This window comes from Sorangium sp. So ce119 (genome assembly GCF_051524405.1).
Classification (GTDB): Bacteria; Myxococcota_A; Polyangia; order Polyangiales; family Polyangiaceae; genus Sorangium; species Sorangium cellulosum_G.
Genome location: NZ_CP150310.1, coordinates 6,164,290 through 6,190,298, shown reverse-complemented (window position 1 = coordinate 6,190,298; position 26,009 = coordinate 6,164,290). Strand labels below are relative to the sequence as shown.

Here is a 26,009-nt window from a genome sequence, read left to right as displayed (position 1 = left end):
TCACCCACACGAGGGAGCGAGTGCCGGCCCCCGTGTCCACTCCCGCGAAGGGGAGGCGCCGGGGGGCGAGCGCGGGCCGGTGGACGTGCCAGGCGATGGAGTCCAGGGCGCCGGGGACCAGCGAATTGCGGTCCAGGAAGATCGAGGCATCCGTGATGGGGATCGGGCCAGGGAGGTGGTTTGCCATGCCGTGGGATCTGACCACGGCACCGGCGGTTCCGTCTACTCGACCACCGGATAGCCGGTGCGGGCCGGGTCGACCGAGCTACGAATCGTCTCGCAAGCGCCGTTGCTCCGCGCCTCGTCTGTGGTGTTGATCGTCTCGGCCCACCTTTTGAGCGTCTCATCCCAGTCCTCGGCATGGTTCACCCCATCTGGTCGCGCGGGGTATTCACGCAGAACGCCTGCCGCTCCGGCAGAGGTCCACGCCCGCCGCACCCGACCGGGGCTCTCCAGCACCCGTCGTGCCGGCTCGATCAGGGGATGAGATACGAGGAAATGCTCGCCCTGGAGCGGGCGGGAGGTTCATCGCGATCAGGCGGGGAGCTGCCAGCGATCAGCCAGGCGCAGAGGGCGAGATGGCGACACGGATGTCGCACGAGCAGTCGCGGAGTCGAGGTGGAGCCACCGGAGGCATGCCGGCTCATGGAACCCCTCGACCTGTCCAGCCGGGGAAGGGTCCGGAATGGGGCCGATACTCGCCTGCCTGCAGCGGGGTTCACGAGCACGCCCCCTCAAAGGTCAGCCGGAAGGCATCTGCTCATCCCCGGACGGGCCGGTCCATGGCATCCCGCGATGCTCCTGGTGAGCTCCCCTGCGCCGCGCATCAGGCCCCCAAGCTCACCGAAAACCGAGCTCACCGCGCTCTGCGCGAACCACCACGTCAGCGGTCTCCTGCTCACCCGGCGGTGAGCGAACACGCTGACACTGTCTTGGAGCCACCTTCGGGACTTGAACCCGAGACCTACGGTTTACGAAACCGTTGCTCTACCACTGAGCTAAGGTGGCACGCCTCGCGTTGAGGAGGCGCGCAGATTACCCACTCGTCCTGCCAAGTCAAGCGCTTTTATTCTCGCCCCCGGGCAGCCCCACCTTGCCCGTCACGTTCCCCGGCTTTCTCCGGGACGCGCTCCCGCTCCGCCGAGCCTGGGCGGGCGTCTGCGCTCCCTCTGCCGAAGAACTCCCCCAGCCGCTCGGCCAGTTCCCCCGCCGCCGACCAGTGCATCATGTGCCCGGCCTCGGGCAGCTCGACGTGCTCCGTGCGCGGGAGCCGCGCCGCCCGCTCCGCCTCGTCCGGCGGGTGCCACCCGTGCGGCCCGCCGCTCACGACCAGCGTGGGGCACGCGATGCGCTCCAGGAACGCCTTGAACGCGTCCACCTGGAACATCAACGGCGATGTCGTCCGGTGCATCGGATCGTACGCCCACGCGAGCCCTCCGCCCGGCTCCTCGCGCGTGAGCAGCGGTGCGCGCGTCGCCAGCACCTCGCGCGGCACGCGCGGATGGTTTGCCACGAGCCGCGCGATCGCGTCCTGCATCGACGAGAGGCGCCGCGGCGCCCGATCGATCCCCTTCATCTCGCGCAGCCACGTCTCCATGCGCGTGACCGCCAGCTCGGGCGCGTTCGCCGGCGGCCCCATGCCCTCGAGCAGCGCCAGGCGCTCGACGCGCTCGGGGCACGCGCCAGCGTAGTACACCGCGACCGCGCCGCCCATCGAATGGCCCACGACGCCGAGCCGCGCCGGCGCGAGCGCGTCGACGAGCGCCGCGACGTCCGCGATGTAGTCGGGGAAGTAGTAGTAGCTGCCTGCGCCCACGCGCGCGCTCCGGCCGAAGCCGCGCAGGTCGGGCGCGACAACGTCGTGCCCTGACCGCGCGAGCGGCTCGGCCACGAGGTCCCACGTGCTCCCGGCGTCGAGGAAGCCGTGGAGCAGCAGCAACGTCAGGCCGGTCGGCCGCGCGCCCTCATCGCGGAAGCGATGGACGCACAGCTCCAGCCCGTTGACCTTCCAGGTGTCCGACGACCTACGCACCACGCGCGTGCTCGCCCGTGCGGAGGCTCCCGTCAACCCCCCACGCGCACCGCGCTCGCCGCCCGGTGCGCGCCCCTTTGCTCCGCGTCGCGCGCGACGTCCATCCCGCGTCGCGTGCGCGCGGCGCGCGCGTCGTCACCGCTTCGCCGGCGTCGGCGCAGGGGCCGCGGGGGGCAGTATGACCCCGGTCGCCACCGGCACCGGCGTGCCCGTCGCCGCTCCCGCAGGCGCCGCGCTCGCAGCGCCCGGCGCCGCGCTCGCAGCGCCCGGCGCCGCGCTCGCAGCGTCCGGCGCCGCGCCGTCCGACCCGGCCGGCGCGGCGCTGCCAGGCGCCGCGGGCGCCACCGGGAGCGCCGCGCCCGTGAGCTGCGCGGCGTCCTTCAGCACGTCCTCCGCGTGCACCCCCGGGTCCACGTCCGGATACACCTTGGCGATCTTGCCGTCGGGATCGATCAGGAAGGTCACGCGCGCCATCGTCCCGAGCCGCATGGGCACGCCGAACGCGGTGGCCCACGTGTGATCGGTGTCGACCAGGATCGGGAACGGCAGCTTGTGCTCGGTCGCGAACGCCTCGTGCGACTCGCGCGTGTCGGACGACACGCCGAAGACCTGGACGTTCGCCTGCTTGAAGCGATCCCACGCGTCGCGGAACGCGCACGCCTCCTCCGTGCAGCCCGGCGTCCCGTCCTTCGGATAGAAGTACACGACCACGGCCCGACCCCGCTGGTCCGACAGCCGCTGGATCGCACCGTGCTGATCGGCGGCGAACACGTCGGGCGCCGGCGCGCCGGCCGGGAGTAGCCCTTGTCCACCATCGGGTCGCTCGGCCGCGCCGCACCCGAGCAGCGAGACAAAGGCAAAGACGACAGCAACAACGACAAAAACGAGGGCAGTCGGGAAGCGTCTCTTCATTAGAGCGCCACGTTAGCACGCACTCGGTAGGATCGATCCGACGCTTCTGATACGTTGCGCCGACAGGAGACGAGACCGATGGCGATCTTCGGAAGCGAGCGCGGCGCCACCGACGGTGCGGTGCGCCAGGGCAGGGGAATCACCTACCCCGATTTCTCTTCGCCCACCGTGGATAAGGTCATGGTCGAAGAGCGCGCAGCCGGGCTCGGCAAAAGGAGCATCAAGGGCCCGGCCAAGGTCGCCGGCCTCAAGCTCGCCATCTCCATGATGGACCTCACCACCCTCGAAGGAAAAGATTCGCCGGGAAAGGTCCAACAGCTCTGCCAGAAGGCGCTTCGGCCCCACGAGCGCGCGGACATCCCTTCCTGTGCGGCGGTGTGCGTTTATCCCAAGCTCGTGCCGGTCGCCAGGCGAGCGGTCGAGGGCTCGTCCGTCAAGGTGGCGAGTGTGGCGACCGCGTTCCCGAGCGGCCTGTCGACGCTCGAGGTCAAGCTCGCCGACGTGCGCCAGGCGGTCGAGCTCGGCGCGGACGAGATCGACATGGTGATCGACCGCGGCGCCATGCTCTCCGGCGAGTACGCCGCGGTGTACGACGAGATCGCCGCCACCAAGGAGGCGTGCGGGTACGCGCACCTCAAGGTGATCCTGGAGACAGGCGAGCTCGGGAGCTACGACCGCGTCCGCAAGGCGAGCCGCATCGCGATGCTCGCCGGCGCCGACTTCATCAAGACCTCGACAGGGAAGATCACCCCGGCGGCGACGCCCCCGGTGACGCTGGTGATGCTGGAGGCGATCCGGGATCACGCGCACGCGACCGGCCGGCGCGTCGGGATGAAGCCGGCCGGCGGCATCCGCACGGCGAAGCAGGCGCTCCACTACCTCGTCATGGTCAAGGAGACCCTCGGCGACGCCTGGCTCACGAGCGACCTGTTCCGCTTCGGCGCGTCGACGCTCCTCAACGACGTGCTCATGCAGCTCGAGAAGGAGCGGACGGGCGCCTACCAGAGCGGCGACTATTTCAGCAAGGACTGACCCGGCGCGGCCGCCGCGCGCGATCCGGCCTGCCGCGCGCGGCCACGCCCGCTCCGATGTTCAACCAGCGGCCGGGGGCGTAGAGTGCGCGCCATGAGCGACAAGAGCACCGCCGCCGTAGGCGGCGACGGGGGCGCGCCCCGGGAGACGATCGCCGCTCGGGACGCGGGCCCCGCGCGCGACGCCGCCGCGGACGCGGCCATCGTGTTCGGCGACGCGTGGCGCTACGCGCCGGCGCCCGAGGGACGCGACCATGTGAAGATCGCGCCGCGGTACGACCTCTTCATCGGCGGCGCGTGGCGCGCTCCGGAGTCGGGCCGCTACCTCGACAGCATCAACCCGTCGACCGAGGAGAAGCTCTGCGAGTTCGCCGAGGCCTCCGAGCGGGACGTCGACCTCGCCGTGCAGGCGGCCCGGGCCGCGTACGAGAAGCACTGGTCGCGCCTGCGCCCGCTCGATCGCGGCAAGTACATCTACCGCATCGCCCGCGCCCTCCAGGAGAAGTCGCGCGAGCTCGCGGTCGTCGAGTCGCTCGACGGCGGCAAGCCCATCAAGGAGTCACGCGACGTCGATCTCCCGCTCGCGGCCGCGCACTTCTTCTACTACGCGGGCTGGGCCGACAAGCTCGACCACGCCTTCCCGGGGCGCGACCCGCGCCCGCTCGGCGTCGCGGGCCAGGTGATCCCGTGGAACTTCCCGCTCCTCATGGCGGCGTGGAAGCTCGCCCCGGCCCTCGCGGCGGGGAACACCTGCGTCCTCAAGCCTGCCGAGACGACGCCGCTCACCTCGCTCCTGCTCGCGAAGATCATCGAGGAGGCCGACCTCCCGCCAGGCGTCGTCAACGTGGTCACGGGCGCGGGCGCGACGGGCGCGGCGGTCGTCGGCCACCCCGGCGTCGACAAGGTCGCGTTCACCGGCTCGACCGAGGTCGGCAAGCGCATCCAGCGCGCGCTCGCCGGCACGGGCAAGAAGCTCACCCTCGAGCTCGGCGGCAAGGCCGCCAACATCGTCTTCGAGGACGCGCCGCTCGACCAGGCCGTCGAGGGGATCATCGGCGGCATCTTCTTCAACCAGGGGCACGTCTGCTGCGCGGGCTCGCGCCTCTTCGTCGAGGAGAGCATCCACGACGCGCTCCTCCTCAAGCTGCGCGAGCGCATGGCGACCCTGCGCGTGGGCGACCCGCTCGACAAGAACACGGACGTCGGCGCCATCAACTCGCGGGCGCAGCTCGAGAAGATCCAGGAGCTCGTGGCGGCGGGGGAGCGCGAGGGGGCAGCGCGCTTCTCGGTGAGCTGCGCGCTGCCGCAGCGGGGCTACTGGTTCGCGCCGACGCTCTTCACGGGCGTCGCGCAGTCGCACCGGATCGCGCGCGAGGAGATCTTCGGCCCGGTGCTCTCCATCCTGACCTTCCGCACGCCCGAGGAGGCGATCGAGAAGGCGAACAACACGATGTACGGGCTGTCGGCCGGCGTCTGGACCGGCAAGGGCTCGAAGAGCTTCTGGGTCGCGCAGCGCCTGCGCGCCGGCGTCGTCTGGGCGAACACCTTCAACAAGTTCGACCCGAGCTCCCCGTTCGGCGGCTACAAGGAGAGCGGCTTCGGCCGCGAGGGCGGGCGCCAGGGGCTGCTCGCCTATCTCGAGGTGGACTGATGGCGCTCGGCAACCAGGACAGCAGCGGCAACGAGGGACGCGCGTCGACGGGCGATGGCGCCGCCGACGCCACGGCGGGCGAGGCGGGCGCGCGGGTCGGCGTGCGCAAGGCGTACAAGATGTTCGTGGGCGGCGCGTTCGTGCGCTCGGAATCCGGGAGGTACACGCAGGTGCGCGATCATGGCGGCGCGGGCGCGGTCGAGACCATCCCGCGCGCGTCCCGCAAGGACGGGCGCGACGCGGTGCTCGCGGCCGCCGGCGCGCTCGGCGGCTGGTCGTCGCGCTCGGCCTTCAACCGCGGGCAGATCCTCTACCGCCTCGCCGAGATGCTCGAGGCGCGGCGCGCGGAGCTCGCGGCCTCGCTCGAGCGCGGCGGGCTCGACGCCGGCGCCGCGCAGCGCGAGGCCCTGTCGACGATCGATCGCGCGGTCGCCTACGCGGGCTGGGCCGACAAGTACCAGAGCCTCTTCTCCAGCCTGAACCCGGTCGCCGGTCCGCACTTCACCTTCACGGTGCCCGAGCCGATGGGGGTCGTCGTCATCGCGGCGCCGCCGCGCCCGGCGCTCCTCGGCCTCGCGGGCTCTCTCTTGCCGGTGATCACCGCTGGCAACACCTGCGTCGTGCTCGCGAGCGAGGCGGATCCGCGCACGGCCCTCGTCTTCAGCGAGGCGCTCGCCACGAGCGATCTCCCGGGCGGCGTCGTCAACATCCTCACCGGCCAGCTCGCGGAGGTGCTGCCGCACCTCGCCGCGCACATGGAGGTCGCGGCGCTCGATCTGCACGGCGTGGACGCGGCCCTGCAAAGGCGCCTCGAGGACGCGGCCGCCGCCACGGTCAAGCGGGTGCGCGCCCGCGCGCTCGACGAGGCGGCGTGGTTCGACGACAGGGCGGCGACGTCGCCCCGGTGGATCGAGCGGTTCGTCGAGATGAAGACGATATGGCACCCGGCAGGGCCGTGACGCCGGGGCGCCGGAGGCGCGCCCCGCCCACGGCTCAGCGACCGAGCACCATCCCCGTCTGCAGCGTCCGCCCGGCCACGAGATCCGCGGCCGCGAGCGGCTTCCGTCCCTCGGCCTGAGCCCGCAGGATCTGGATCGCGCCCGAGCCGCAGGCGACGATCACGACGCCGCGGGCGGCCATCACCACGGTCCCCGGCGGCGCCTCGCCGTGCGCGGCCTCGCTCTCGACGCGCGCCGCCAGCACCTTGAGCGCCTTGCCCTCGATCGTCGTGAAGGCGCCTGGCCACGAGGTCATCCCGCGGATGTGATCGTGGATCTGCCGTGAGCTCCGGTCCCACCGGATGCGCCCGTCCTCCTTCTTCAGGAGCGGCGCGTGCGTCGCCGTCGCATGGTCCTGCGGCTTCAGCGCGAGCTCCCCGTCGACCGCGCGGCGGAGGTCGTCGCGCACGACGCGCGCCGCGAGCGCGCCGAGCTCGGTCGCGAGCTCATCGGCGGTGGTATCCGGGCCGATCGGCGTGCGGTGCACGGCGTAGACCGGCCCCGTGTCCATGCCCTCGTCCATCTGCATCAGCGCGATGCCCGTCTCCGCCTCGCCCCCGACGATCGCCCATGTGATCGGCGCGGCGCCGCGGTAGCGCGGCAAGATCGACGCGTGCAGGTTCATGCAGCCGCGCCGCGGCGCCTCGAGCACCGCCCTCGGCAGGATGCGCCCGTAGGCGATCACCAGCGCGACGTCGGCCTCGGCGTCCCGCACCCACGCGGCGAACTCGGGCGTGCGGATCTTCTCGGGCTGCACCACCGGGATGCCGAGCTCCGCCGCCTTCACCTTGACCGGCGGTGCCTTCAGCTCGAGCCCGCGCCCGGCCGGCCGATCCGGCTGGCAGACGACGCCGACGACGTCGGCGATCGACGCGAGCGCCTCGAGCGAGGGTACGGCGATGGCTGGGGTTCCGAAGAAGAGCGCGCGCACGCCGTAGCTCTAGCAGGAGCTGCGCGCTTTCTGGCCGTCTTCTTCGCGGTGCGCCGCCGCGCGCGGCGCGGCGTCAGGGCCGCGTCGCCGGCGGACCGCCGCGCTCGTCCTCGCCGCCGCGCCCCGCCGCGCTCGTCCTCGCCGCCGTCGGGCGCGGGTCCGCGCAGCACCGGAAGCCCGTCTCGTAGAACACGAACTTCGGGTCGTGCGCGTCGTTCGTACCGCGGCACCCCGTCCACGGCTTGGCCCAGAAGCCGCCCATGAGCGCGCCCGGCCACCGGCGCCCGCGGCGCGACGCGACCCACTCCTCGACGTTGCCCATCATGTCGAAGATGCCGAAGGCCGACGCGCACGCCGGGTAGGAGCCGCTCGGGGCGCCCTGCCAGAGCCGCTCCACCTCGCGCTGCGCGACCTCGCCGGAGGCGCCGAGCTTCCGCTCGTCGACCTGCCGCCAGGCCTTGCCGCTGTTGCAGACCGCCCTGTCGACGCGCCAGCCATAGACGAGCGGACGCCGCTCGGGGCCCTCGCACGCGAGCTCCCACTCCTGCTCGGCGCACACGCGCTTGCCGCGCGCCGCGCACCAGGCGGTCGTCATCTCGAACGACTGCATCACGAGCGGCTTCGCGCCCCGCTGGTTCGGCGCCTCGAACTGGTCCATGCACACCGAGATCTCGGTCGTCGGCCCCTCCTCGGCGGTGATGCCTTCCCAGTAGGCGAAGCAGTGGGTCGCCTTGCCGCTCTTGACGGGTTCGACGCAGACATGCTGCACGTCGTCATGGTGCGTCCCGGTGACGAGCCGCATGTCCGCCGGGCACGCCGCGCTGGGCCCGGGATCGAGGGAGGGCGCCGCTGGCAGGCTGAGCATCGCGAGCGCGAGCGCGCCGAGGCCGAGCAGGGGATCGATCATCGTTCAGCGAGGGCTCCGGCGATCGGTCCTCTCCGCTGCGGATCCGCCGTGGAGGATCCTGCGCCGCGTCGACCAACGGGCGAGCGCTGCAGGTCGGAGCTGACCGCAGCGTATCCTCATTCAAAAAAATGGCCAGGGCTGTGGCACGCGGCATGCGCCGTGTCTATGGTGAGCTCCCGTAGCCTCGCGGGCTGTCTTCACGCCAGCAGGCTCCGCGTCGCACGATTCTCATCCGTCTGGATGCAAGCCAAGATGACCGGGGCGCGCGTCGACCGCGCGGCCCGGCCGCAGGTTCATGAAGGGGTTTACCTCCCCCGGTCGGGTGCCTAGAGGAGATCGCCATGTCCGAGAAAAAGAACCCGCCGATGCCGCCGCGCTCCGAAGAAGAGGTCGTCTTCGGCGACGAGCTGCCGGTCCTGCCGATTCGCAATGCGGTCCTGTTCCCGGGCGCCGTTGCGCCCTTCGATGTCGGCCGCGAGAAGTCGGTCGCGCTCGTCGAGGATGTCGACAACCTCCCCGGCCCGGTCATCGCGATCTTTGCCCAGCGCGATCCGTCGACCGACGATCCCGGGGCTGAAGACCTGTACCCCATGGGCTGCGCCGCCCGCGTGCTGAAGGCGCTCAAGCACAGCTCCGGCAACTACTCGCTGATCCTGCAGGGCCTCACGCGGATCAAGCTCGACAGCGTCACCGCGCACACGCCGTACCTGCGCGCGAAGATCCGCCGCATGGACGAGCCGGCGACGGAGGACGTCGAGGCCGAGGCGCTCGCGATGAGCCTGCGCGACATCGCGAAGCAGGTCATCCAGCTCATGCCCGAGCTGCCGCGCGAGGCGGGCTCGCTCATCGACTCCATCCAGGCGCCCGGCGCGCTCGCCGATCTCGTCGCGGCCAACCTGGACGCCCCGGTCGAGGAGAAGGCGCAGCTCATCGAGACGATCGACGTCAAGGAGCGCATCCGCAAGGTGCTCCGGCTGCTCACGCGGCAGCTCGAGATCCTGAAGATGCGCGAGCGCATCAACTCCCAGATCAAGGAGGAGATGGGCAAGAACCAGCGCGAGTACGTCCTGCGCCAGCAGCTCAAGGCGATCAAGGAGGAGCTCGGCGAGGACGACGGCGATCAGGGCGATCTCGACGGCCTCGAGGATCGCATCGCGAAGGCGAACCTGCCGACCGAGGCGGAGACGGTCGCGAAGAAGCAGCTCAAGCGGCTGCGCACGATGCAGGTCGGCTCGGCCGAGTACACCGTGGTGCGGACGTACCTCGACTGGATCCTCGACGTGCCCTGGACGCAGTCGACGCAGGACAACCTCGACATCGGCAGTGTCCGCAAGGTGCTCGACGAGGATCACTACGGCCTCGAGAAGGTCAAGAAGCGCATCCTCGAGTACCTCGCGGTCCGCAAGCTGAAGCAGGACAAGAAGGGTCCGATCCTCTGCCTGCTCGGGCCGCCTGGCGTCGGCAAGACCTCGCTCGGCCGGAGCATCGCGCGCGCCCTCGGCCGCAAGTTCCACCGCGTCTCGCTCGGCGGCGTGCACGACGAGGCGGCGATCCGCGGCCACCGGCGCACCTACGTCGGCGCGCTCCCTGGCCAGATCATCCAGGGCATGAAGAAGTCGGGGACGATCAACCCGGTCTTCATGATGGATGAGGTCGACAAGATCGGGCACGACTTCCGGGGCGACCCCTCTGCGGCGCTCCTCGAGGTGCTCGACCCGGAGCAGAACAACACGTTCGCGGATCACTACCTGGAGATCCCGTACGACCTGTCGCACGTGATGTTCGTCGCGACAGCGAACGTGGCCGATCCGATCCCGCCGCCCCTCCGCGACCGCATGGAGATCCTGGAGATCCCCGGCTACACGCGGAAGGAGAAGCTCGCGATCGCGCGCCAGCACCTGCTGCCGAAGCAGCTCTCCGAGCACGGGCTCACGACCGAGCAGCTCGAGGTCACGGACAAGGCGCTGGAGGAGATCATCGATCACTACACGCGCGAGGCCGGTGTCCGCTCGCTCGAGCGGCAGATCGCGGGCGTCATCCGCGGCGTGGCGGTGAAGGTGGCGGAGGGCGACACGCAGAAGCGGCGCGTCGACAACGAGGACGACCTGCACGAGTTCCTCGGCCCGGCGAAGTACACGAGCGAGGTCGCCGAGCGCACCGCCGAGACCGGCGTCGCGACGGGCCTCGCGTGGACGAGCGTCGGCGGGGAGATCCTCTTCATCGAGGCGACGAGGATGTACGGCACGGGCAAGCTCCAGCTGACCGGCCAGCTCGGCGACGTGATGAAGGAGTCGGCGCAGGCGGCGCTGTCCTTCGTGCGCAGCAACGCGGCGAGGTACGGCATCGCGAAGGACTTCCTCGAGAAGAGCGATCTGCACATCCACATCCCCGCCGGCGCGATGCCCAAGGATGGGCCGAGCGCGGGTGTGACGATGTTCACGGCGCTCGTCTCGCTCCTCACCGGGATCAAGGTCCGTCACGACGTCGCGATGACGGGCGAGATCACGCTCCGCGGTCGGGTGCTCCCGATCGGCGGTCTGAAGGAGAAGGTGCTGGCGGCGCACCGCGCCGGCATCAAGCGGATCATCGTCCCCGAGCGCAACCGGGCGGACCTCGAGGAGGTCCCGAAGGAGGTCGTGGACGAGCTGCAGTTCTTCTTCGTCAGCCGGATGGAGCAGGTCCTCGAGGCCGCGCTCGAGCGGCTGCCCGAGCCCGCGCCCGTGACCGAGGAGTCGAAGGACGGCGAGAAGAAGGATCTCGAGAAGTCGGAGAAGAGCTCGATCGCCAGCAACTGATCTCTGATCGCTGAGCGACCTGTCTCCGTGGGCGCCGCGCGGCTTGAACGCGCGGCGCCTTTTTCGTCAAGAGGGGCGTGGGCGCGATGACGCCGGCTGGGCGCGCGCCGTCTCAACCGCTGTGCGCGCGGTGCCTTGGCTTCGCGTCACGCCTCCGCTTCACCGAACAACACGTGCATCGCATCGCGTCGCAGCACCCGCGCACCGCAGCACGCGCGCGGCGCATGCGCGATGCGCGCGCTCCTGCCGTCGGCCTTTCGTCTCGACGGATGTCAAGCGAATCGGTAGCCTCATCGACGCATGAGGCCGTGCCCGAATTGCGCGTGGATGCTCAAGGAGACCGACACTGCTTGCTCGATGTGTGGGGCGAGCGTGGCCGGCGCATCTCCCGGAGCCTCTGTCCCGGTCGCGCCGCCGCCGGTGCAGGCGGGGGGCGCCTACGCTCAGCCCGGCCCTCCGGGCTACCCGGCGCAGCCGGGCGTCTCCGGCTATGGCGCCGCGGTGCCGCAGCCGGTGTCTCCGGGCTACGGCGCGATGGGGGGCGGGCAGGGCGCCTATCCGCCTCCGCCTCAGCCGGTTGGGCTCGGGGGCAGCCTTGCGGCGCCTGCCTCGCCTGGCGGCGCCATCCCGTTCTCGACGGGCGCGGACGCTCCCTTCCCGGTCTCTCCGTGGGCGCGCGCGGCGCCCTCGGCGGGGCTCACGTCGCAGCCGTCGTCACCTCCGCTGAACGCGCCCGGGATCACGCCTGCCCAGCCGCCGCTTGCGTCGCCGATCCCGGGCATGGTGCCCGGCGCGGGCCTCGGCGGCGCGATGGCGCAGCAGCCCGTCCAGCAGGCGCCGGTGTTCGGCGCGCCTCCGCAGATGGTCGCGCCCCCGCCGATGGTCACGCCGGGGCTGGTAGCGCCGCCGCCGCTGGTGCAGGGAGGCGCGGTCGCGCCGCCGCCGCTGGTGCAGGGCGGGGTGCCCGCGGCGGTACCGACGGGGACGCCGGGGCTGGTGGCGCCGCCGCCGCTGGTGCAGGGAGGCGCGGTCGCGCCGCCGCCGCTGGTGCAGGGCGGGGCGCCCGCGGCGGGGCAGGTCAGGGCGCCAGCGATCGTCGCGCCGCCGGTGGTTCAGGGCGTGGCACCGGCGGTATCGGCGCAGCCGTCGCGCGTCCTCGTTGGCTTCATCGTGACGTTCCAGAACGATCCTGGCGGCAGCTTCTGGCCGATCTACAGCGGCCGCACCCAGGTCGGGCGCGCCGGGGCGGACCCGGGGACGGGGATCGGGCTCGCCGACGCGAGCGCCTCTTCGCGTCATGCGTCGCTCCATGCGGACCCGACGACGGGCCAGGTCTTCATCGAGGACGACGGCTCGCGGAACGGCACCTTCGTCAACGAGCAGCGCCTCGCGCAGGGCGAGCGCCGTCAGCTCCGCGACAACGACCGGCTACGGCTCGGGAGCACGACGTTCGTGGTGAAGGTGCTGGTGGCGTGAGGGCTACTCTCCGCCTGCGCTTCCCGAGCCGCCGGCACCCGCACCGCCTCCCGTCGAGGCGCTCGCGCTGCTGTCGTCAGGCGCCTGGCATTTCAGGAATCCGCTGCTGTCGAGCGTGCACGACATTCCAGGCGAGCAATCCCCAACCACAGCACAGGACTGACCATCGCCGCACCGCTTGTCGCAAAGGGTGCCTCCGCAGTCGACGTCGGTCTCCAGGCCGTCCTTCTGACCGTTCGCGCAGATCGGCGCAGGAGGCGGGATGCGGCAATTGAAGTATTCGATGACCTCAGGGTCTTTGAAGACCTGCTTCACCTTTTTGCCGTTCTCCTCCACCTCCTCAGTCGCCTCGCTCTGCGGGTAGCGAATGCTGAGTTTGATAAAACCACCATAGGTCTCCGTCGTTTCCGGAACCGTCGGGTCCGCATCCGGCGGAGGCTGGTTGCCAGGGTTCGCCTCCAGCACGGCTCGAGGTTGCAGCTTGGCTTGTCCTCTGACCGCACACTCCTGGATGTCGGCGCGATTGAAGTGGTGAGATGTTCCGTCCGCACAACTCACGTCGAGGACGTCCCTGGCTTCTGGAGTCGCCAGTGTGATTGTCCTGCCGATTTGGCCGGTGCTGTCGGTGGCGGGATCCGCGCACGCTTCTGCGCCAGCGTCGACATCCTCAGGGGTGCAGGGGACCTGAACGGTCACCGAGTAGCTGAATTCTCCTGAGAGCGTCACAGCGCCGCACTCTGCTGCCTGGGTATCGAGGCGCTTGAACGCGATGCTCGTCGGCGGAAACGCCGCGATGTCAAGGGGTGGATCGAAGACGATTTGCCCGCCACCTTCGAGGAAGCAGACGTCCAGCTTCTCTCGACTTGCAAAGGTACCGACTGGTGAGCTCTCGCCGGACGGCCAGCAGCGGGTCGAGGTTTCGGTCCGGAATTCGTGGTAGCAGCTGCTCGAGTCGTCGAGGAAGACGCAGATGTTCTCGAACTCCTCGCCACAACCGGGCACAGAGACGGCCGCGGTCACGGCGAGGATCGGGGCGACGGCGGCGGCGAGCAAGACGTAGCGGCGCATGGGCGCAGTCTACGCGGTCTCCCTGCGGGGAGGCCAGACTCGCAGAGGTCGCCCGCAGCGGCGCCGGCGTGCGCCTCCGCCCCCCGCGCCGGCGGCTCGGCTCACAGCTCGGCGTAGGGCCCGGGGACGACGTACGCGTCGTCGTGTCCCGCGTACGTGAACACCCCCCAGCAGACGAGCTTGTACTTGATGGCGAACGCCATCGCCTCCTTCAGGCTCGCCTTCGGCGCGAGCACGGCGAGGTTCGAGCGGCGGACGCCCCACCAGCCCGGACCGTGCTGCAGCACCGCGTCGTGGAGATCCTGCGTGGCGTGCTTCGGGTCCTCGAGCACCGCGAGGCGCAGCCGGACGAACGACTTGTCGCTCGACGGGAAGTCGAACCAGTACAGGTTCGACCGCGCCTGCTTCGGGGCGATGCTCCCGGCGCCCTGCGCCGCAAGGAAGCGGGCGAGATCGTCGGGCGAGAGCTTCTGGGTGACCGGGTGCGTGTCGACGCCCTGGCACGTCTCGGGGCCGACCTTGAACTCGCCCAGCGTGAGCGACGGATCCGCGCCGTTCTCGGGTGTCAAGAGGTACCGGTCGATGTCGGGCAGGTCGCTCGGGTACTCGACGCCGGCGTCGATGCCGCTGCACGCCGGGACGCCCAGCGCTAGCGCGAGGGCCGCTGCCAGCGCAGGGCGTCGGGGCGCGCGGCGGCTCGGCGCCGGACGCTCGCGATCGGGGCTCATGCTGCGGGGGGGGCTCGGCGCGCTCGCCGGTGCTCCGGCGGGCGCGCCCTTGCGGCTCGGTTTGCTTTCGTTCGACATGGCTCTCTCGCGGCACCTGGAGCGCCGCCTCGATCGGCGGACGCAGCGCTGCCCGGGCCGGGCAATCATTCAATGCCGGACGCCTCGAGGGCAAACTCCTCTGCGAACATTTGGCTGGCGCGCCCCCGCTGGCCTAGAGTTCGGCCGATGAGGCACCTCGGAATGCCGATGCTCGCGCACGCCCCCGCCCTCCGCGCCAGGGGGCCGCTCGCAGCCCCCCCACGGCGCGCTGGAGCGTCCTGCGCGGTCGTCGCCGCGATCGCGCTGCTCGCAGGCTGCGGCGGGTCGCCCTCCGCCCCCAGGCAGGACGACGTCTTCTACCTGCACGGCGCGGCCGGCCTCCTGAGCAAGGACTCGAGCTTCGAGGTGTACTTCCCGCCGCTCGACGCCCCGGCCACGGAGCGGGTGCCTCGCAGGATCGGCGTGGGCCTCATGAACGGCGACGTCCGCATGAGCCGCCCGATGGACTGGAACGTCGGCGGCGCCGACTACACGGCCGAGCGCCGGTTCATCACGTACCAGTCCCCGCGCCAGTTCCTGTTCTCGATCTACGAGCGCATCGACAGCCCCGAGGATCCGTGGCCCGACGTGCTCAAGCGCTACGAGGCCGACCTCGAGGAGCAGGGCGCCGAGATCCTCTCCGGCCGCGCGCCTGTGGCGACCGCGAACACGCAGGGGCGCAGCTACGTCGTCAAGGCGAAGATCCCCTCGAAGCCCATCTCCGAGGCGTTCGCCCACGAGATCCTCATCCGGAGCCCCCGCCGCATCCTGCTCGTGCAGATCGTGCACCACGAGAACATCGACGCGAACGCCGACGAGATCACGGCCGCGCTGCAGAGCCTCACCGTCTACTGACCGTCGGGAGCCGCGTCCGCGCTCGCTCACGCTGGCGGTCGCGGTCATCGGACGCGCGGCGACCTCGCTCACCGGCGCTGCGCGTCGCGATCGCGGCGCGCTGCTCCGGCGGCTCCGCTCGACCTCGCTCACATCGGCGGGGGCTCGCCCCGATCCTCGTCGTCCGCATCGTCGCTGCCCGCGAGGTGCTTGTCGTCGAGCGGGATCGTGATCACGAGCCGCTCCGCCGCGGAGCCGCCGATCCACGCGGTGCGCTTGAGCGTCGCGGCGCGCGGTGAGCCGAGCTGGAACCGCGGGGCCTCCTCCGTGTCCACGTGGATCTCGAGCATCACGTCGTGGATGCCCGGCGTGAACGTCTCGATGATGCCGCGCACGAGCTCCTGACGGTGGCCCCCGGGCAAGAAGGAGAGGTACTCGTCGTAGCCGACGGGGCCGAGCACGACCTTGTAGCGGCCCGAGCCGTCGAACACGTAGCGCCCCAGGGTCAGGCTCTCGCCGAGCTGGTGGTTCATCACGCCGAGCTTGTTCCTGAACGGCTTCTCGATCTTCGTCCAGTGACCGACGAACTGCTCGATGTGCACGTCGATGTTCCCGAGCATCTCCGACAGCACGGTCTCGAGGCTCCGCGCCGAGCGCGACTTCGAGGCGAGGATGGGCGCGTAGCGGAGGAAGAAGAAGCGATCGAGCGGCGTCTCGTAGTCGCGGAACCCGTCGAGCCCGACCGCGCAGAGCATGCGGCGCGAGAACGGATCGGCGCCCTGCTTGCGGTAGGTGACGGGCAGCCGGTACTTGGTCCACGCGCGGTAGAGCAGCGACAGGAGCCGGTGATGGAAGACGTCGAGGAGCTCGCGGATCGGCTGCGGCCCGCCCTGGTAGTCGGCCAGCGCGATCTGCTCGATGAAGTACGCCGGCAGCGGCGACACCGAGCCGTACAGGCCGAGGAACGTCGTCGAGACGCGCGCGCGCTGCACCGCGTCCGGCGACTTGACCACCGCGAGCTCGCTCACGTCGCTCGACGCGAAGATGAGCGATGGGTCGCCGCGCAGCCGGATGCGCTCGTCCTGCACGGGCCCGAGCTGGCCCACCGGCGGCGCGGCGGGGAAGAGCCGCTCGAGCAGGTAGATGAGGCGGTAGTACGAGAAGCGCGGCGCGGTCGCCTCGAAGCGCCGGAGCGTCTCCAGCGCGGCGGGGTCGGCGCTCGCGGCGCCTCTCGGCGCAGCGGCCTTCAGATCAGGGTCAGGCTGCCGCTCTTCGGCTCCCATTTGTGCACCACGCGTGTGTTCGTGCCGGTGACCGTCAGCTGCGTGAACGAGTTCAACGAGACGTAAGACCCGAGCATCTCGTTCAGGATGCTCGCAAACAGGTACATCTCCCCCTCGCCGACGAACCCGCCCTCATCGAGCTCGATGTCGACCGCCACGCCGCGCACGGGCGCTCCGCGGTACAGCCGATCCGTCGGCCGCACCCGGATCGACTTGATCGCGGCCAGGCGGAGCTGGTTGGCGCGCGCCGCCTGGCGGTCGACGATCGCCTGAAAATTGTAGAGATCGACCGTCGCCCGGAGCACCTCGAGCTCGGTGATCGATCGGTAGCTCATGGCCATGTGCGCCAGCACGCGCCACTGCAGCTCGCGCCCGATCGGCGGCGGGAGCGGCGCGGTGACGCCGGTGAGGTTGGTGAAGCTCGCCACCGCGGGAGAGGTCGCCGTCGGCACCCGGAGATCGCCGACCCTGAGCTGCGCCGGCAGGCGGCGGTTCGTGCTCGTCGCCTCGATGCTGATCACGTCGAACTCGGGCAGGGCCCCCGCGTCCTGCGGCGAGCCGAACGACAGGTACATGTCGATCCCGTCGCCGATCGCGGCGGGGCGGAGGTGCGCCTGATAGAAGATGGTCCGCGCGGCGGCCTCGGGATCGAGCTCGTGCTGGAAGCTGAAGAACGAGGGGATCTCGACGCGCTGGCTCGTGCGCCGGGCGATCCCGACGACCTTGTCGATGCTGTGGATCTCGAAGGCGGAGGGCGCCGCGCCCGCCGGGCGGCAGAGGTACTCGTGCTTGGTGGCCTCGGGCTTGATCGGATCGCTCGTGTGCTCGAACAGGTTGACGACCGGCGAGCAGAACAGCCGGAGGTTCTCCTTGCCGACCCGCGTCCCCGGCGGGAGCCCGTCCTTGAACTGCAGCAGGATCGCGAACCGATCGGAGATCCGCTCCGCCGAGAGCGCCTGGAGGCCGGTCACCTCGAAGAACGCGAACTTCTGCGGCAGCGTGAAGAACTCCTGGAGCAGCCGGAAGCCGGGGTAGACGGTCTTCGGGTACGGGATCAGCGCCTCCTCGTCGGTGAAGCCCGTGAGCCGCACGGCGCGCGCGGGGAGCGACGCGATCGTCGTGTCGCGGCCCGCGGCGTCGACCGCGGCGAGCGCGACGGTGTCGACGTGCGCGCCGACCCAGAGGCGGAGGTCGTCCTGGAGCCGGCGCTCGCCGTGGATGTAGAAGCGCAGCGACGAGAGCGACAGGCTCGACAGCGCGGCTCCCCCCGTCAGGCGGAGCTCGATGCGGAGCGTCTGCGCGAGCTGCGCGCCCGTGTCGACGCGCACGTCCTCGACCGCGAGCGGGACCAGCTCGACGTCCTGCGTCGTGCGGAACCGGCACGAGATGCCGTCGACCGGCACCGACCCGACCTCCGCGTGCCGGGCCACGACGAGCTTCTCGCGCACGACGTTCGGCAGCGGCGTGAACTCGATGATCGACGTCGCCGGGATCTGACGGAGGTAGTGCGGGAAGAGGAGCGACGCGACCGAGTGGATCACCTCGGGGAGCTCGTCGTCGAGCTTCTGGCGGATCTTGCCGGTCAGGAAGGCGACGCCCTCGAGCAGACGCTCGACGTCGGGGTCGCCGCCACGCTCCGCGAGCATGGGCGCGATCCCGGGATAGGCGGCGGCGAACTCCCGCCCCAGATCGCGCAGGTAGGTGAGCTCGTCCTGGTAGTACTTGTTGAACATCCTCTCGCCACCGCCAGTCGACCGCCGGGGCCGAAGCGTGTCAACCGCCGAGCGCCCCGGCGGCCCATCGACGCTACGTCATCCGGACGTTGCCGCTCTGGTCCACCGCGGCGCCGAGCCGGAGCGCCTGGCGCCGGCCGTCCGAGAACTGGATCTGCGCGGTGATCTCGAACTCGAGGACCATGGCCTGGATCGCGTCGCTGCGCAGGTGCCGGACCTGGACGTTCTTCAGCCGTGGCTCGTAGGTCTGGATGCAGTTCTTGATCGAGCGCTGCACCAGGCCGATCGCCTCGGGGAACTCGTGCAGCACCTCCGACACCTCCATGAGGCCGTAGTCCGGGCAGGTCAGCGAGCTGCCCTGGCGGGTGTTCAGCATGTGCCCGAGGTGCGTCAGGATCGCCGACTCCAGGTCGTGATCCCGGTACGTGTGCCGCTCCGTCGAGTGCGGGTCGGCAGCGTGCATGATGCGGGTAAGGAGCGATGCGCCGGCCACGGCGCAATCGTAGACCAGCTCGCGCCTCGAGCGGAAGCCCGCTCGTTCAGCGCGGCGTCAGCCAGTCGTCCTCGGCGGAGAGGCCCCCATCGTTCCAGGTCCAGATGACCTTCTGGTACGTGAACGCGACCTCCTCCTGCTCGGGCACGCGCGCCAGCACCGGGTTCCTCACGTTGAAGACGTGGAACTGGATGCTCGAGATGTTCGCGTTCGTGAGCTGGACCGTGAAGATCGGCCGCTCGACGCCGATCGCGACCGACCGGTAGAACTGGAGCTCCCAGTGCGGGATGTTCTCGTTGTGGCTGAGGATGTCGAGGAGGTGGGGGGTGGACCGGTCGAGGTCCTTCGTGACGATGAACGGCTTGTGCATCCGCTTGCCCGTCGGTCGCCCGGTCACCGGGTCGCGCGGACCGACCAGCGAGTGGAATACCTCAGTCACCAGGATGCTACCTTCACGCCCCTTCTGCGTGACGGAGCCCCTGATTTCCCCTTGTCTTGCGCCGACGAGTCTGAGGTAGGCGTGGAGGGGCATGCCAACATTCTGATCCTGCTGCGCGTGATGGCCATGCCTGATTTGAGGCCCCCTGGCACCCCCAGATCAGGACGACAAACGCAACCGGGCGACCCGAAGGCCGCCCGGTGCGACGAGACCTCAGCCGCTAGGGGCTACTGGTTCGGCGACTCCCAGTCGTCGTCCGCCTGGCGGGCGCCGTCGCCGTCATCGTACGACCACTCGATCTTCTGGTACGTGAAGGCGATCTTCTCGTACTCGGGGATCTCCCGGGCGTCGGGCCGGCGGGTGTTCTCCATGTAGAAGTCGATGCTCGCGACGGTCGCGTTCGTGAGCTTGACCGTGTAGTGGTTCTGCTCCTTGCCGATGTTCTTCGCCGCCTGGGTACCCGGCGTGTAGAACTTGAGCTCCCACTCCGAGATGCTCTCGTTGTTGACCAAGGCGTTGTAGAGGAGGGGGGTGGCCTTGTCGAGCTCCTTCGTGATCACGAAGGGCTTGTGCTGGCGCTTCCCGCTCGGCATTCCGGTCGCCGGATCACGCGGGCTCACGATCTGATGCTGCACCGCGATGATGGCGACCGACTTCTCGCGGCCCTTCTGGGTGACCGAACCGTCGATCGGACCCTGCGTGACACCCTTCAGCTTAAGATGAGCTTGCAACGCCATGATCAAATGCCTCTTCCTTCAAGGTCTCGCCGCCTGGGCTCAGTCTACGCCCCATTGCGCGCTGGCAGACGGTTCGTCCCGTCGGGAGTAGGAGTCTGGATATCTAGAGATAAGACTCTCATCGTATCTCTATCCCTGCTCGTCGCAGGGAGTCCAGAAGGTAACTCCCTATATGGGAGCGTCAAGACTTTTGTGTCCCAGAACAGCGGGTGCGCTGGGCGCCCCCTGGTCCCCGATGGCCGAAATATTCCGTCGGCGTGACACCGCTTCGATAAGGAGGCATGGGCGTGTCCAGCGCGTTACCAGGCCGCGGACACTGTGCGCGACGTGACGATGAGCGATGCGGCGGCTCGATCCTGGGGTGGGCGCGACAGCCGACATGGAGAACAAGGTGGCCTGGCCGGCCAACGCGGCTGGCCGGCCAATGTGTGGCCGGCCAGCATGTGGCCGGCCAACGGGGCAGGCAGGCCACGCGCTGGCCGGCCAGGTGTTCGGTCGCGAACTCGCCTCGGCGACGCCTTGCATGATACGAAGGGCGCGTGAGCATCGTTCGTTTCGGCTCCGTCGTCGGCCTGGGGCTCGCCGCCGCCCTCACGGGCTGCGGATCGTACCCCGAGCAGCCTCACGGCGAGCTGCAGACACGCAAGCAGAACCCGATCCCGGTGTGCACCGCCCAGCTTCCGCCCGCGCGGCGCGCGGCGGGGGACAAGGCCGCCGTCCGCACCCTCGACGCCGATCAGTGGCTGGGGATCGTCGTCCCCAGCTACAGCGAGGAGCGCGGGATCGGGGCGACCGACGTCGACTGCACCGGCCACTACGTGTTCGCCAACGAGACGCTTCGCGGCGGCATCTCGAAATCCGGCTGGCCGCGCAAGATCGACCCCGACGAGGTCGAGATCCGCTCGGGGCCGGAGGGGCTGCGCGCGATCTGGGTGCGCGTCCTCAAGTTCGAGAACGGCGACGAGGGCGGCCTCGTCGCGCTCGTGCGCGCGGCCGGCGATCGCGCGGACGTCTACGGCGTCGGCAGCTTCCGCGCGCCGGCGAAGGGGACCAAGCTGTCGCCGGTGCGCCTCGGCAACGACAACCTCGTCGTGGCCGAGACGAAGAGCTGCCCCGATCCCGACGACTGCAGGCAACGAGCCCACTTCTACCTCGCGCGGAGAGGGCGGCTGATCGAGGCCGCCTCCGTCGACCTGGAGCGGACCGCGGTGGTCCCCTCCGTCACCGAGCGCGGGCTCTACGCCCGCTACGTGCTGCGCACCGACGTCTCGTACAAACCGAACGGGATCCAGCTCCTCGAGCAGGTGCGGGTGAAGATCGTGAAGTACGAGGACGGCAGCCGCGACAGCGACCGCGAGCTCCGCCGCGTCGAGTTCCAGCGCTTCCTCCGGGTGGAGCGGGATACGCTCTTCTCGTCGAACGATCCGCTCTGGGAGCGCGTCGTCGGACAGGACTAGAACGGCAGCGGCGGGCAGGAGGCCGGAGGGGGAGCGCGGGGGGGCGGGCGGGGGCCCGCCGGACTCGCAGGACGCGCGGCTCGCCCGCGCGGGGCGCAGACGAGCCGCGCGTGGATCTGCTCGGACATCGGCCCGTACCCGCCCGCGTCCCGCGGTCCCCCCTCCCGCCCCCCGGCCTCTCCACCGGGAGGAAGGAGGGGGCGCCGGCGCGAGGGCGTGATCTTGTGGCGAAGCTCGAGAAGGGTCGTCCGACGACGGCGCGGCGGTTCGCCGGCGAGGTCACAGCCTCGCCGGCGAGGCGGGACGGCTACCAGCAGAACAAGGCGTTGCCGTAACCGCAGTTCGGGCGCTGGAACATCGCGTAGGCAGTGCCGACAGCGAGGCCGCTCAGGAAGCCGGTGACGCCGCCGATCGCGATCTGACCGGCGTGCTCGTGCGGCCGATTGTCCCCGGGGGCGACGCCGCGGGCGATCGAGGTGACCACCGAGGCGGTGAGGGGGAAAGCCACATGGCCGATGAAACCACCGGCGTTGAAGCGGCCAGAAGAGTAACGGAAGGTGTCGACCAGGAAGATGCCCGTGCCCGCGCCCGTCGCGCCCCACGAGGCGAACGCGTGCGTGGAAGGGCCGCCGAAGGACTCGCAGTTCGAGTCGGACACGGCCGTCTTCGTCTGGTCAATCCCACAACCCCGGCGCGGCGATTCGATCGCGTCCTTGATCGGCAGGTCGACGAGCAGCGTGAGCGCCGTCATGGTCATGGCAGGCGCCAGGACCGAGAAATGCCAGCGCCCCTTCCAGCCGACCGTGGCCTCGGGATCGCTGTAGTAGACGCGCGGCATCAGGAAGACGACCGATGTCCCCAGCACGAGGCTCACATCCGAGACGGTGGCCCAGTTCTCATCGCGGCGTACCGTCTGCGCAGCCGCCTCGCCGGGGGCGAGGAGGCACGCGGCGACGGCCAGACAACCTGCTGCTACGACTTTCTCCCTGATTCGCATGAACGGCGCCTCGCGTTCGGCTGCGCCACCGGCGAAGATCGGCGAGCCCAAGGCGCGGCTCGCCGCGTGAAGCCCCGCCGTTGAGGGGCGCTACCGTTTGTTCGGATTCCCAGAGACGGGGAAGCGGACGATGCTCCGGCCTCCCGACTCGCCGGATGACACGTAGTCCTCTGCGGCGGTCGCAGCGTACGCCCGGTAGAACTGCTCGCCAAATATTTCCCGAAACGTCTCCTTGTCCTCGCCCGAGTAGTCGCCGTGGCGGCGCTCGTACAGCCGCCAGAGCTCCTCGTACTTGTTCGAGAACAGCCCGCCTTTCTTGCCCTCGCGCTCGAGCTTCTCCTCGAGCGTCTTCGGCGCGAGCTTCACGAGCAGCGACCGGACACCCCCCATCACGCCGCTCAGGAGCGCCATCTGGTGGCTCATCACGTCGGCGAAGATCTCCTGCAACTGACGCGCGGCGTCCGCGCCCCCCTCGGGCGTGAGCAGCACCGTGCCGAGCGCCTTCGCGTCCTTCACGGTCGCGACCTTGTCGGTCTCCGCGGAACGATCGCGCGCGAGCACCTCGGCCTCGAACGTCTGGTAGCCGTCGCGCAAGCTCACGAAGCACTTCAGGAAGACCTCCATCGTGTCGCGGAGCCGCCGCGCGAAGTTGACGATGCCCGCGACGTCGTCCGGGGGCTTCGTGCCGGGCGCGAGGGCGCTCGCCAGCTCCGAGAGCGCCGCGAACGCGGCGTTCGCAGGGGCCAGCTCGCCGAGCGTGCGGTAGTCGACGCCGTAGTACTGAGAGATCTTCTGGAAGTCGCGCTCCGCGAGGACGCTCGGGTGCTCCTCGCCCAGCCGGCGCAGGTAGCTCTGGCGCGCGTCGGGCGGGAGCCGCGCGAGGTGATCCCAGATCATCCGGTAGACCGCGGCCCACGCGGTCCGGTACGCCTCCAGGTACGGGACCACCTGGCGCAGGTACGGGTCCTCGCCGCCCGGCGCGGCGCGCTTCTGCGGCGTGAGCAGCGCCGAGAGGTGCTCGCCGCTCGTGCCGAGCAGCGTGCCGTCGTTCGGGCTCTCGGCCTTCAGCGGCGCCTCGATGATGGCGAGCCGGATCTGGATCGGGCCGATCGTGATCTCCGGCTGGCTGCTCACGTCCACCGACGTGTCGCGCGCCAGCCGGTGCCCCGCGAACATCGTCCCGTTCGTGGAGCCGAGGTCGCGGACGAGGATCCGGCGATCGCGGACGTCCACGTCCACCGCCGCATGGAACTGGGAGATGTACGGCCGGTCGATGTGAAGATCGTTCAGCTGGTTCCTGCCGATCCGGACAGGGAAGCGCTCGAACGAAGCGTCGAAGCTTTGGTTGGCCTGGGTGTCGGACACGCGGGCCGAGAGCGCCGCCGGCATGGGTGCAGACTAGCAGACCCGCTCCGCCGCACGGGAGTGCCTGACGTCGCTCCCCGCCACGCGGTCCTCCGTCGCGCGCCCCGGCCGCCGACCCGCGGCGCTCCCGCGCGCCCGGCGGGTTTCTTGACCTGTTTGCCTACATGGTGCGACCTTAAACCACACATGAGCCTCGTCCATAAGATCCCTCCCATGGTCTCGGCCCTGGCGTTTGGCTACGGGGTCGGGATGGCGGCGCCGCAGTCGGCGATCTCGTCGGTCCAGTCGGCGGTGTCGACCTACCAGGTGGGCGGAGCGCGGACCACGGCGCCCATCACGGCCGCGGCGCTCGCCGCCGCGCCGCCGACGTACGCGCCGCCAGCGCGCGGCCTCGGCGCCACGGCGGCGACGCCGGGGAGCGAGTCACGGGAGCTGTCGCGGCTGCGCGACGTGGGGGGGCGCGACGCGCGGGAGGGCGCCTCCTGCGAGCTGGATCGGCCGAGCTACTCGCGGCCGCCGCGCGCGTTCTCCGCCGAGGGCAGCTACGCCGACGACGTGGACGACCTCGACGCGGCCGGCGCCGAGGCGCTCTCGAGGCTGCAACTGCCAGACCTCCGGCTCGCCGTGTCGCGCCGCACCCTCAAGTACGTCCGCTTCTTCACGCGCACCGACCGCGGGCGGCAGATGTTCGAGACGTGGCTGAAGCGCAGCGGGCGCTACCAGGAGATGATCCAGGCCGAGCTCAGGGACCGGCGGCTGCCGGAAGATCTCATCTGGGTGTCCATGATCGAGAGCGGCTTCGACCCGACGGCGAAGTCGCCGGCCGGCGCCGTCGGGCTCTGGCAGTTCATGCCCGCGACCGGGGCCGTCTACGGGCTCCAGCGGAGCCAGCACCTCGACCAGCGGAAGAACCCGCGCCTCGCCACGCAGGCGGCCGCCCACCACCTGCGCGACCTCTACATGCGCTTCGGGAGCTGGGACCTCGCGCTCGCGGCCTACAACATGGGCTACGAGCAGCTCCTCGACCGGATCGACCGGTACGGCACGTCCGACTTCAACGAGCTGGCGCGCCAGGAGGCGATCCCGTCGGAGACCGCGGCCTACGTGCCGAAGATCGGAGCGGCGGCGATCGTGGCGAACAACCTGGAGCGGTTCGGCTTCGATCAGGTCGAGGTGAGCCGGCCGGTCGACGCCGCCGAGATCGCGGCGCCGCCGGGGACGCCGCTCAAGACGCTGGCCAAGGCGGCGGGCGTCGCGACCTCGACGCTGCGGAAGCTGAACCCCGACATCCTGGGCGACCGCGTGCCGCCCGGCCGCGGGGACTTCCTCGTGATGCTCCCGTCGGACACGCTGGCCCGGGCGCAGGCGGCGCTGCCCGCGATGCTCTCCACGGAGCTGCTCGCCACCGACGACTCGTCGATCCTCGATCCCGTCGACCTGCTCGGCGGACGCGACTTCGCGCCGCGCAAGGGGTATCGCGACGACGAGAGCTTGCTCTCGCTCCTCCCGAAGCCGCGGAAGCGGACGGTCGACCCGATAGATTCGGCCGACGACGATCGCGTCGCGAGCCGCAAGCGGCGCGCGATGCGCGACCCCGTGGCCGCGGCGTCGCTCGACGACGGCGCGGACGGTCCGCCGGACGAGGACGACGGGGGTCGCGCTCCGCTGCGGTCGAGGCCCGCGGGTGGGCAGGCGAAGCGCGAGGTGATGCTCTACCGCGTCGGGCCCGGCGACACGCTGATCGGCGTGGCGCGGCAGTTCGTCATAGACGTCGAGGACGTCGCGCGCGATAACGGCATTGACCCGGATCAGAAGCTCCGCGTCGGGGCCCTGCTGAAGCTGCGGATACGGCCCGACATGGTGGACCGCGCGTCCGCCGGCGAGGCGCACGCCGCGCAGGCGAAGGACGACAAGCGCCCAGACGACGCAGCGCCGCGCAGCGAGGTGACCCGCGGCGGGGCCAAGCCGCCCGCGCGCGAGCGCGGCGAGGCCGGCGGGGCCGAGGGCCGCGCCCCGGAGGCCGCGGAGAAGAAGCGCAAAGGGCGAGGCTGACGACGGCGCTTT

22 protein-coding genes and 1 tRNA gene are annotated in these 26,009 nt (G+C 70.6%); 8 read left to right on the top strand and 15 right to left on the bottom strand.

Annotation, left to right across the window (positions count from 1 at the left end; genetic code table 11):
• Positions 1-222 precede the first annotated feature (222 nt).
• The 4 genes from WME76_RS23405 to WME76_RS23390 form a co-directional block, all read right to left on the bottom strand.
• Complete coding sequence (locus WME76_RS23405) at positions 223-369, bottom strand: hypothetical protein (protein ID WP_437954505.1); 147 nt, start codon at positions 367-369, stop codon at positions 223-225.
• Positions 370-933: 564 nt separating this feature from the next.
• Positions 934-1,008: transfer RNA gene (locus tag WME76_RS23400), tRNA-Thr, on the bottom strand.
• A gap of 58 nt (positions 1,009-1,066) precedes the next feature.
• Positions 1,067-2,032 (bottom strand): alpha/beta fold hydrolase, encoded by a 966-nt coding sequence (locus WME76_RS23395; protein ID WP_437954504.1) that lies wholly within the window; start codon positions 2,030-2,032, stop codon positions 1,067-1,069.
• Positions 2,033-2,167: 135 nt separating this feature from the next.
• Positions 2,168-2,944 (bottom strand): peroxiredoxin, encoded by a 777-nt coding sequence (locus WME76_RS23390; protein ID WP_437954503.1) that lies wholly within the window; start codon positions 2,942-2,944, stop codon positions 2,168-2,170.
• A gap of 78 nt (positions 2,945-3,022) precedes the next feature.
• On the opposite strand from WME76_RS23390, the gene deoC reads away from it, so the two are divergent.
• The 3 genes from deoC to WME76_RS23375 all read left to right on the top strand — a co-directional run bounded on the left by deoC (position 3,023) and on the right by WME76_RS23375 (position 6,585).
• The gene (gene deoC / locus WME76_RS23385) at positions 3,023-3,976 is read left to right on the top strand and encodes a deoxyribose-phosphate aldolase (protein WP_437954502.1); all 954 of its coding nucleotides are present in this window, start codon (positions 3,023-3,025) and stop codon (positions 3,974-3,976) included.
• 93 nt (positions 3,977-4,069) lie between these two features.
• Positions 4,070-5,626 (top strand): aldehyde dehydrogenase family protein, encoded by a 1,557-nt coding sequence (locus tag WME76_RS23380; RefSeq protein ID WP_437954501.1) that lies wholly within the window; start codon positions 4,070-4,072, stop codon positions 5,624-5,626.
• Between the two features lie 119 nt (positions 5,627-5,745).
• On the top strand, positions 5,746-6,585 hold the full coding sequence (locus WME76_RS23375) for an aldehyde dehydrogenase family protein (protein WP_437962149.1): 840 nt from the start codon (positions 5,746-5,748) through the stop codon (positions 6,583-6,585).
• Positions 6,586-6,619: 34 nt separating this feature from the next.
• On the opposite strand, the gene fmt is transcribed toward WME76_RS23375, so the two are convergent.
• On the bottom strand, positions 6,620-7,555 hold the full coding sequence (gene fmt / locus WME76_RS23370; RefSeq protein WP_437954500.1) for a methionyl-tRNA formyltransferase: 936 nt from the start codon (positions 7,553-7,555) through the stop codon (positions 6,620-6,622).
• A gap of 73 nt (positions 7,556-7,628) precedes the next feature.
• Entirely contained in the window at positions 7,629-8,462 is an 834-nt protein-coding gene (locus WME76_RS23365; protein WP_437954499.1) for a formylglycine-generating enzyme family protein, read from the bottom strand.
• 341 nt (positions 8,463-8,803) lie between these two features.
• On the opposite strand from WME76_RS23365, the gene lon reads away from it, so the two are divergent.
• Together lon and WME76_RS23355 are read left to right on the top strand one after the other, a co-directional pair.
• A complete protein-coding gene (gene lon, locus WME76_RS23360) occupies positions 8,804-11,257 on the top strand; it encodes an endopeptidase La (RefSeq protein WP_437954498.1) in 2,454 nt (817 codons plus the stop codon).
• A 372-nt stretch (positions 11,258-11,629) separates the two neighbouring features.
• On the top strand, positions 11,630-12,733 hold the full coding sequence (locus tag WME76_RS23355) for an FHA domain-containing protein (RefSeq protein ID WP_437954497.1): 1,104 nt from the start codon (positions 11,630-11,632) through the stop codon (positions 12,731-12,733).
• 3 nt (positions 12,734-12,736) lie between these two features.
• Here the strand turns inward: WME76_RS23355 and WME76_RS23350 are convergent, their stop codons facing one another.
• Together WME76_RS23350 and WME76_RS23345 are read right to left on the bottom strand one after the other, a co-directional pair.
• Positions 12,737-13,801: a hypothetical protein gene (locus WME76_RS23350; RefSeq protein ID WP_437954496.1), complete on the bottom strand. Its 1,065-nt coding sequence runs from the start codon at positions 13,799-13,801 to the stop codon at positions 12,737-12,739.
• Between the two features lie 101 nt (positions 13,802-13,902).
• A complete protein-coding gene (locus WME76_RS23345) occupies positions 13,903-14,529 on the bottom strand; it encodes a hypothetical protein (protein ID WP_437954495.1) in 627 nt (208 codons plus the stop codon).
• 225 nt (positions 14,530-14,754) lie between these two features.
• On the opposite strand from WME76_RS23345, the gene WME76_RS23340 reads away from it, so the two are divergent.
• On the top strand, positions 14,755-15,462 hold the full coding sequence (locus tag WME76_RS23340) for a hypothetical protein (RefSeq protein ID WP_437954494.1): 708 nt from the start codon (positions 14,755-14,757) through the stop codon (positions 15,460-15,462).
• A gap of 128 nt (positions 15,463-15,590) precedes the next feature.
• Here the strand turns inward: WME76_RS23340 and tssG are convergent, their stop codons facing one another.
• The 5 genes from tssG to tssD (WME76_RS23315) form a co-directional block, all read right to left on the bottom strand.
• Positions 15,591-16,724, bottom strand: a complete 1,134-nt coding sequence (gene tssG, locus WME76_RS23335; RefSeq protein ID WP_433926679.1) for a type VI secretion system baseplate subunit TssG — start codon at positions 16,722-16,724, stop codon at positions 15,591-15,593.
• A complete protein-coding gene (tssF, locus tag WME76_RS23330; RefSeq protein WP_061619265.1) occupies positions 16,688-18,457 on the bottom strand; it encodes a type VI secretion system baseplate subunit TssF in 1,770 nt (589 codons plus the stop codon). The genes tssG and tssF overlap by 37 nt, the downstream gene beginning before the upstream one ends.
• 73 nt (positions 18,458-18,530) lie before the next feature.
• On the bottom strand, positions 18,531-18,950 hold the full coding sequence (tssE, locus tag WME76_RS23325; RefSeq protein ID WP_433926678.1) for a type VI secretion system baseplate subunit TssE: 420 nt from the start codon (positions 18,948-18,950) through the stop codon (positions 18,531-18,533).
• A gap of 46 nt (positions 18,951-18,996) precedes the next feature.
• Entirely contained in the window at positions 18,997-19,482 is a 486-nt protein-coding gene (tssD, locus tag WME76_RS23320) for a type VI secretion system tube protein TssD (protein ID WP_437954493.1), read from the bottom strand.
• Positions 19,483-19,616: 134 nt separating this feature from the next.
• Complete coding sequence (gene tssD, locus WME76_RS23315) at positions 19,617-20,126, bottom strand: type VI secretion system tube protein TssD (RefSeq protein ID WP_437954492.1); 510 nt, start codon at positions 20,124-20,126, stop codon at positions 19,617-19,619.
• Positions 20,127-20,665: 539 nt separating this feature from the next.
• Here tssD (WME76_RS23315) and WME76_RS23310 point away from each other — a divergent pair.
• Positions 20,666-21,583: a hypothetical protein gene (locus tag WME76_RS23310; protein WP_437954491.1), complete on the top strand. Its 918-nt coding sequence runs from the start codon at positions 20,666-20,668 to the stop codon at positions 21,581-21,583.
• 307 nt (positions 21,584-21,890) lie between these two features.
• Here the strand turns inward: WME76_RS23310 and WME76_RS23305 are convergent, their stop codons facing one another.
• Together WME76_RS23305 and WME76_RS23300 are read right to left on the bottom strand one after the other, a co-directional pair.
• Positions 21,891-22,631, bottom strand: a complete 741-nt coding sequence (locus tag WME76_RS23305) for a hypothetical protein (protein WP_437954490.1) — start codon at positions 22,629-22,631, stop codon at positions 21,891-21,893.
• A gap of 39 nt (positions 22,632-22,670) precedes the next feature.
• Positions 22,671-23,969, bottom strand: a complete 1,299-nt coding sequence (locus tag WME76_RS23300; RefSeq protein WP_437954489.1) for a type VI secretion system-associated FHA domain protein — start codon at positions 23,967-23,969, stop codon at positions 22,671-22,673.
• A 189-nt stretch (positions 23,970-24,158) separates the two neighbouring features.
• On the opposite strand from WME76_RS23300, the gene WME76_RS23295 reads away from it, so the two are divergent.
• Entirely contained in the window at positions 24,159-25,997 is a 1,839-nt protein-coding gene (locus WME76_RS23295) for a transglycosylase SLT domain-containing protein (protein ID WP_437954488.1), read from the top strand.
• The last annotated feature ends 12 nt before the right edge of the window (positions 25,998-26,009 follow it).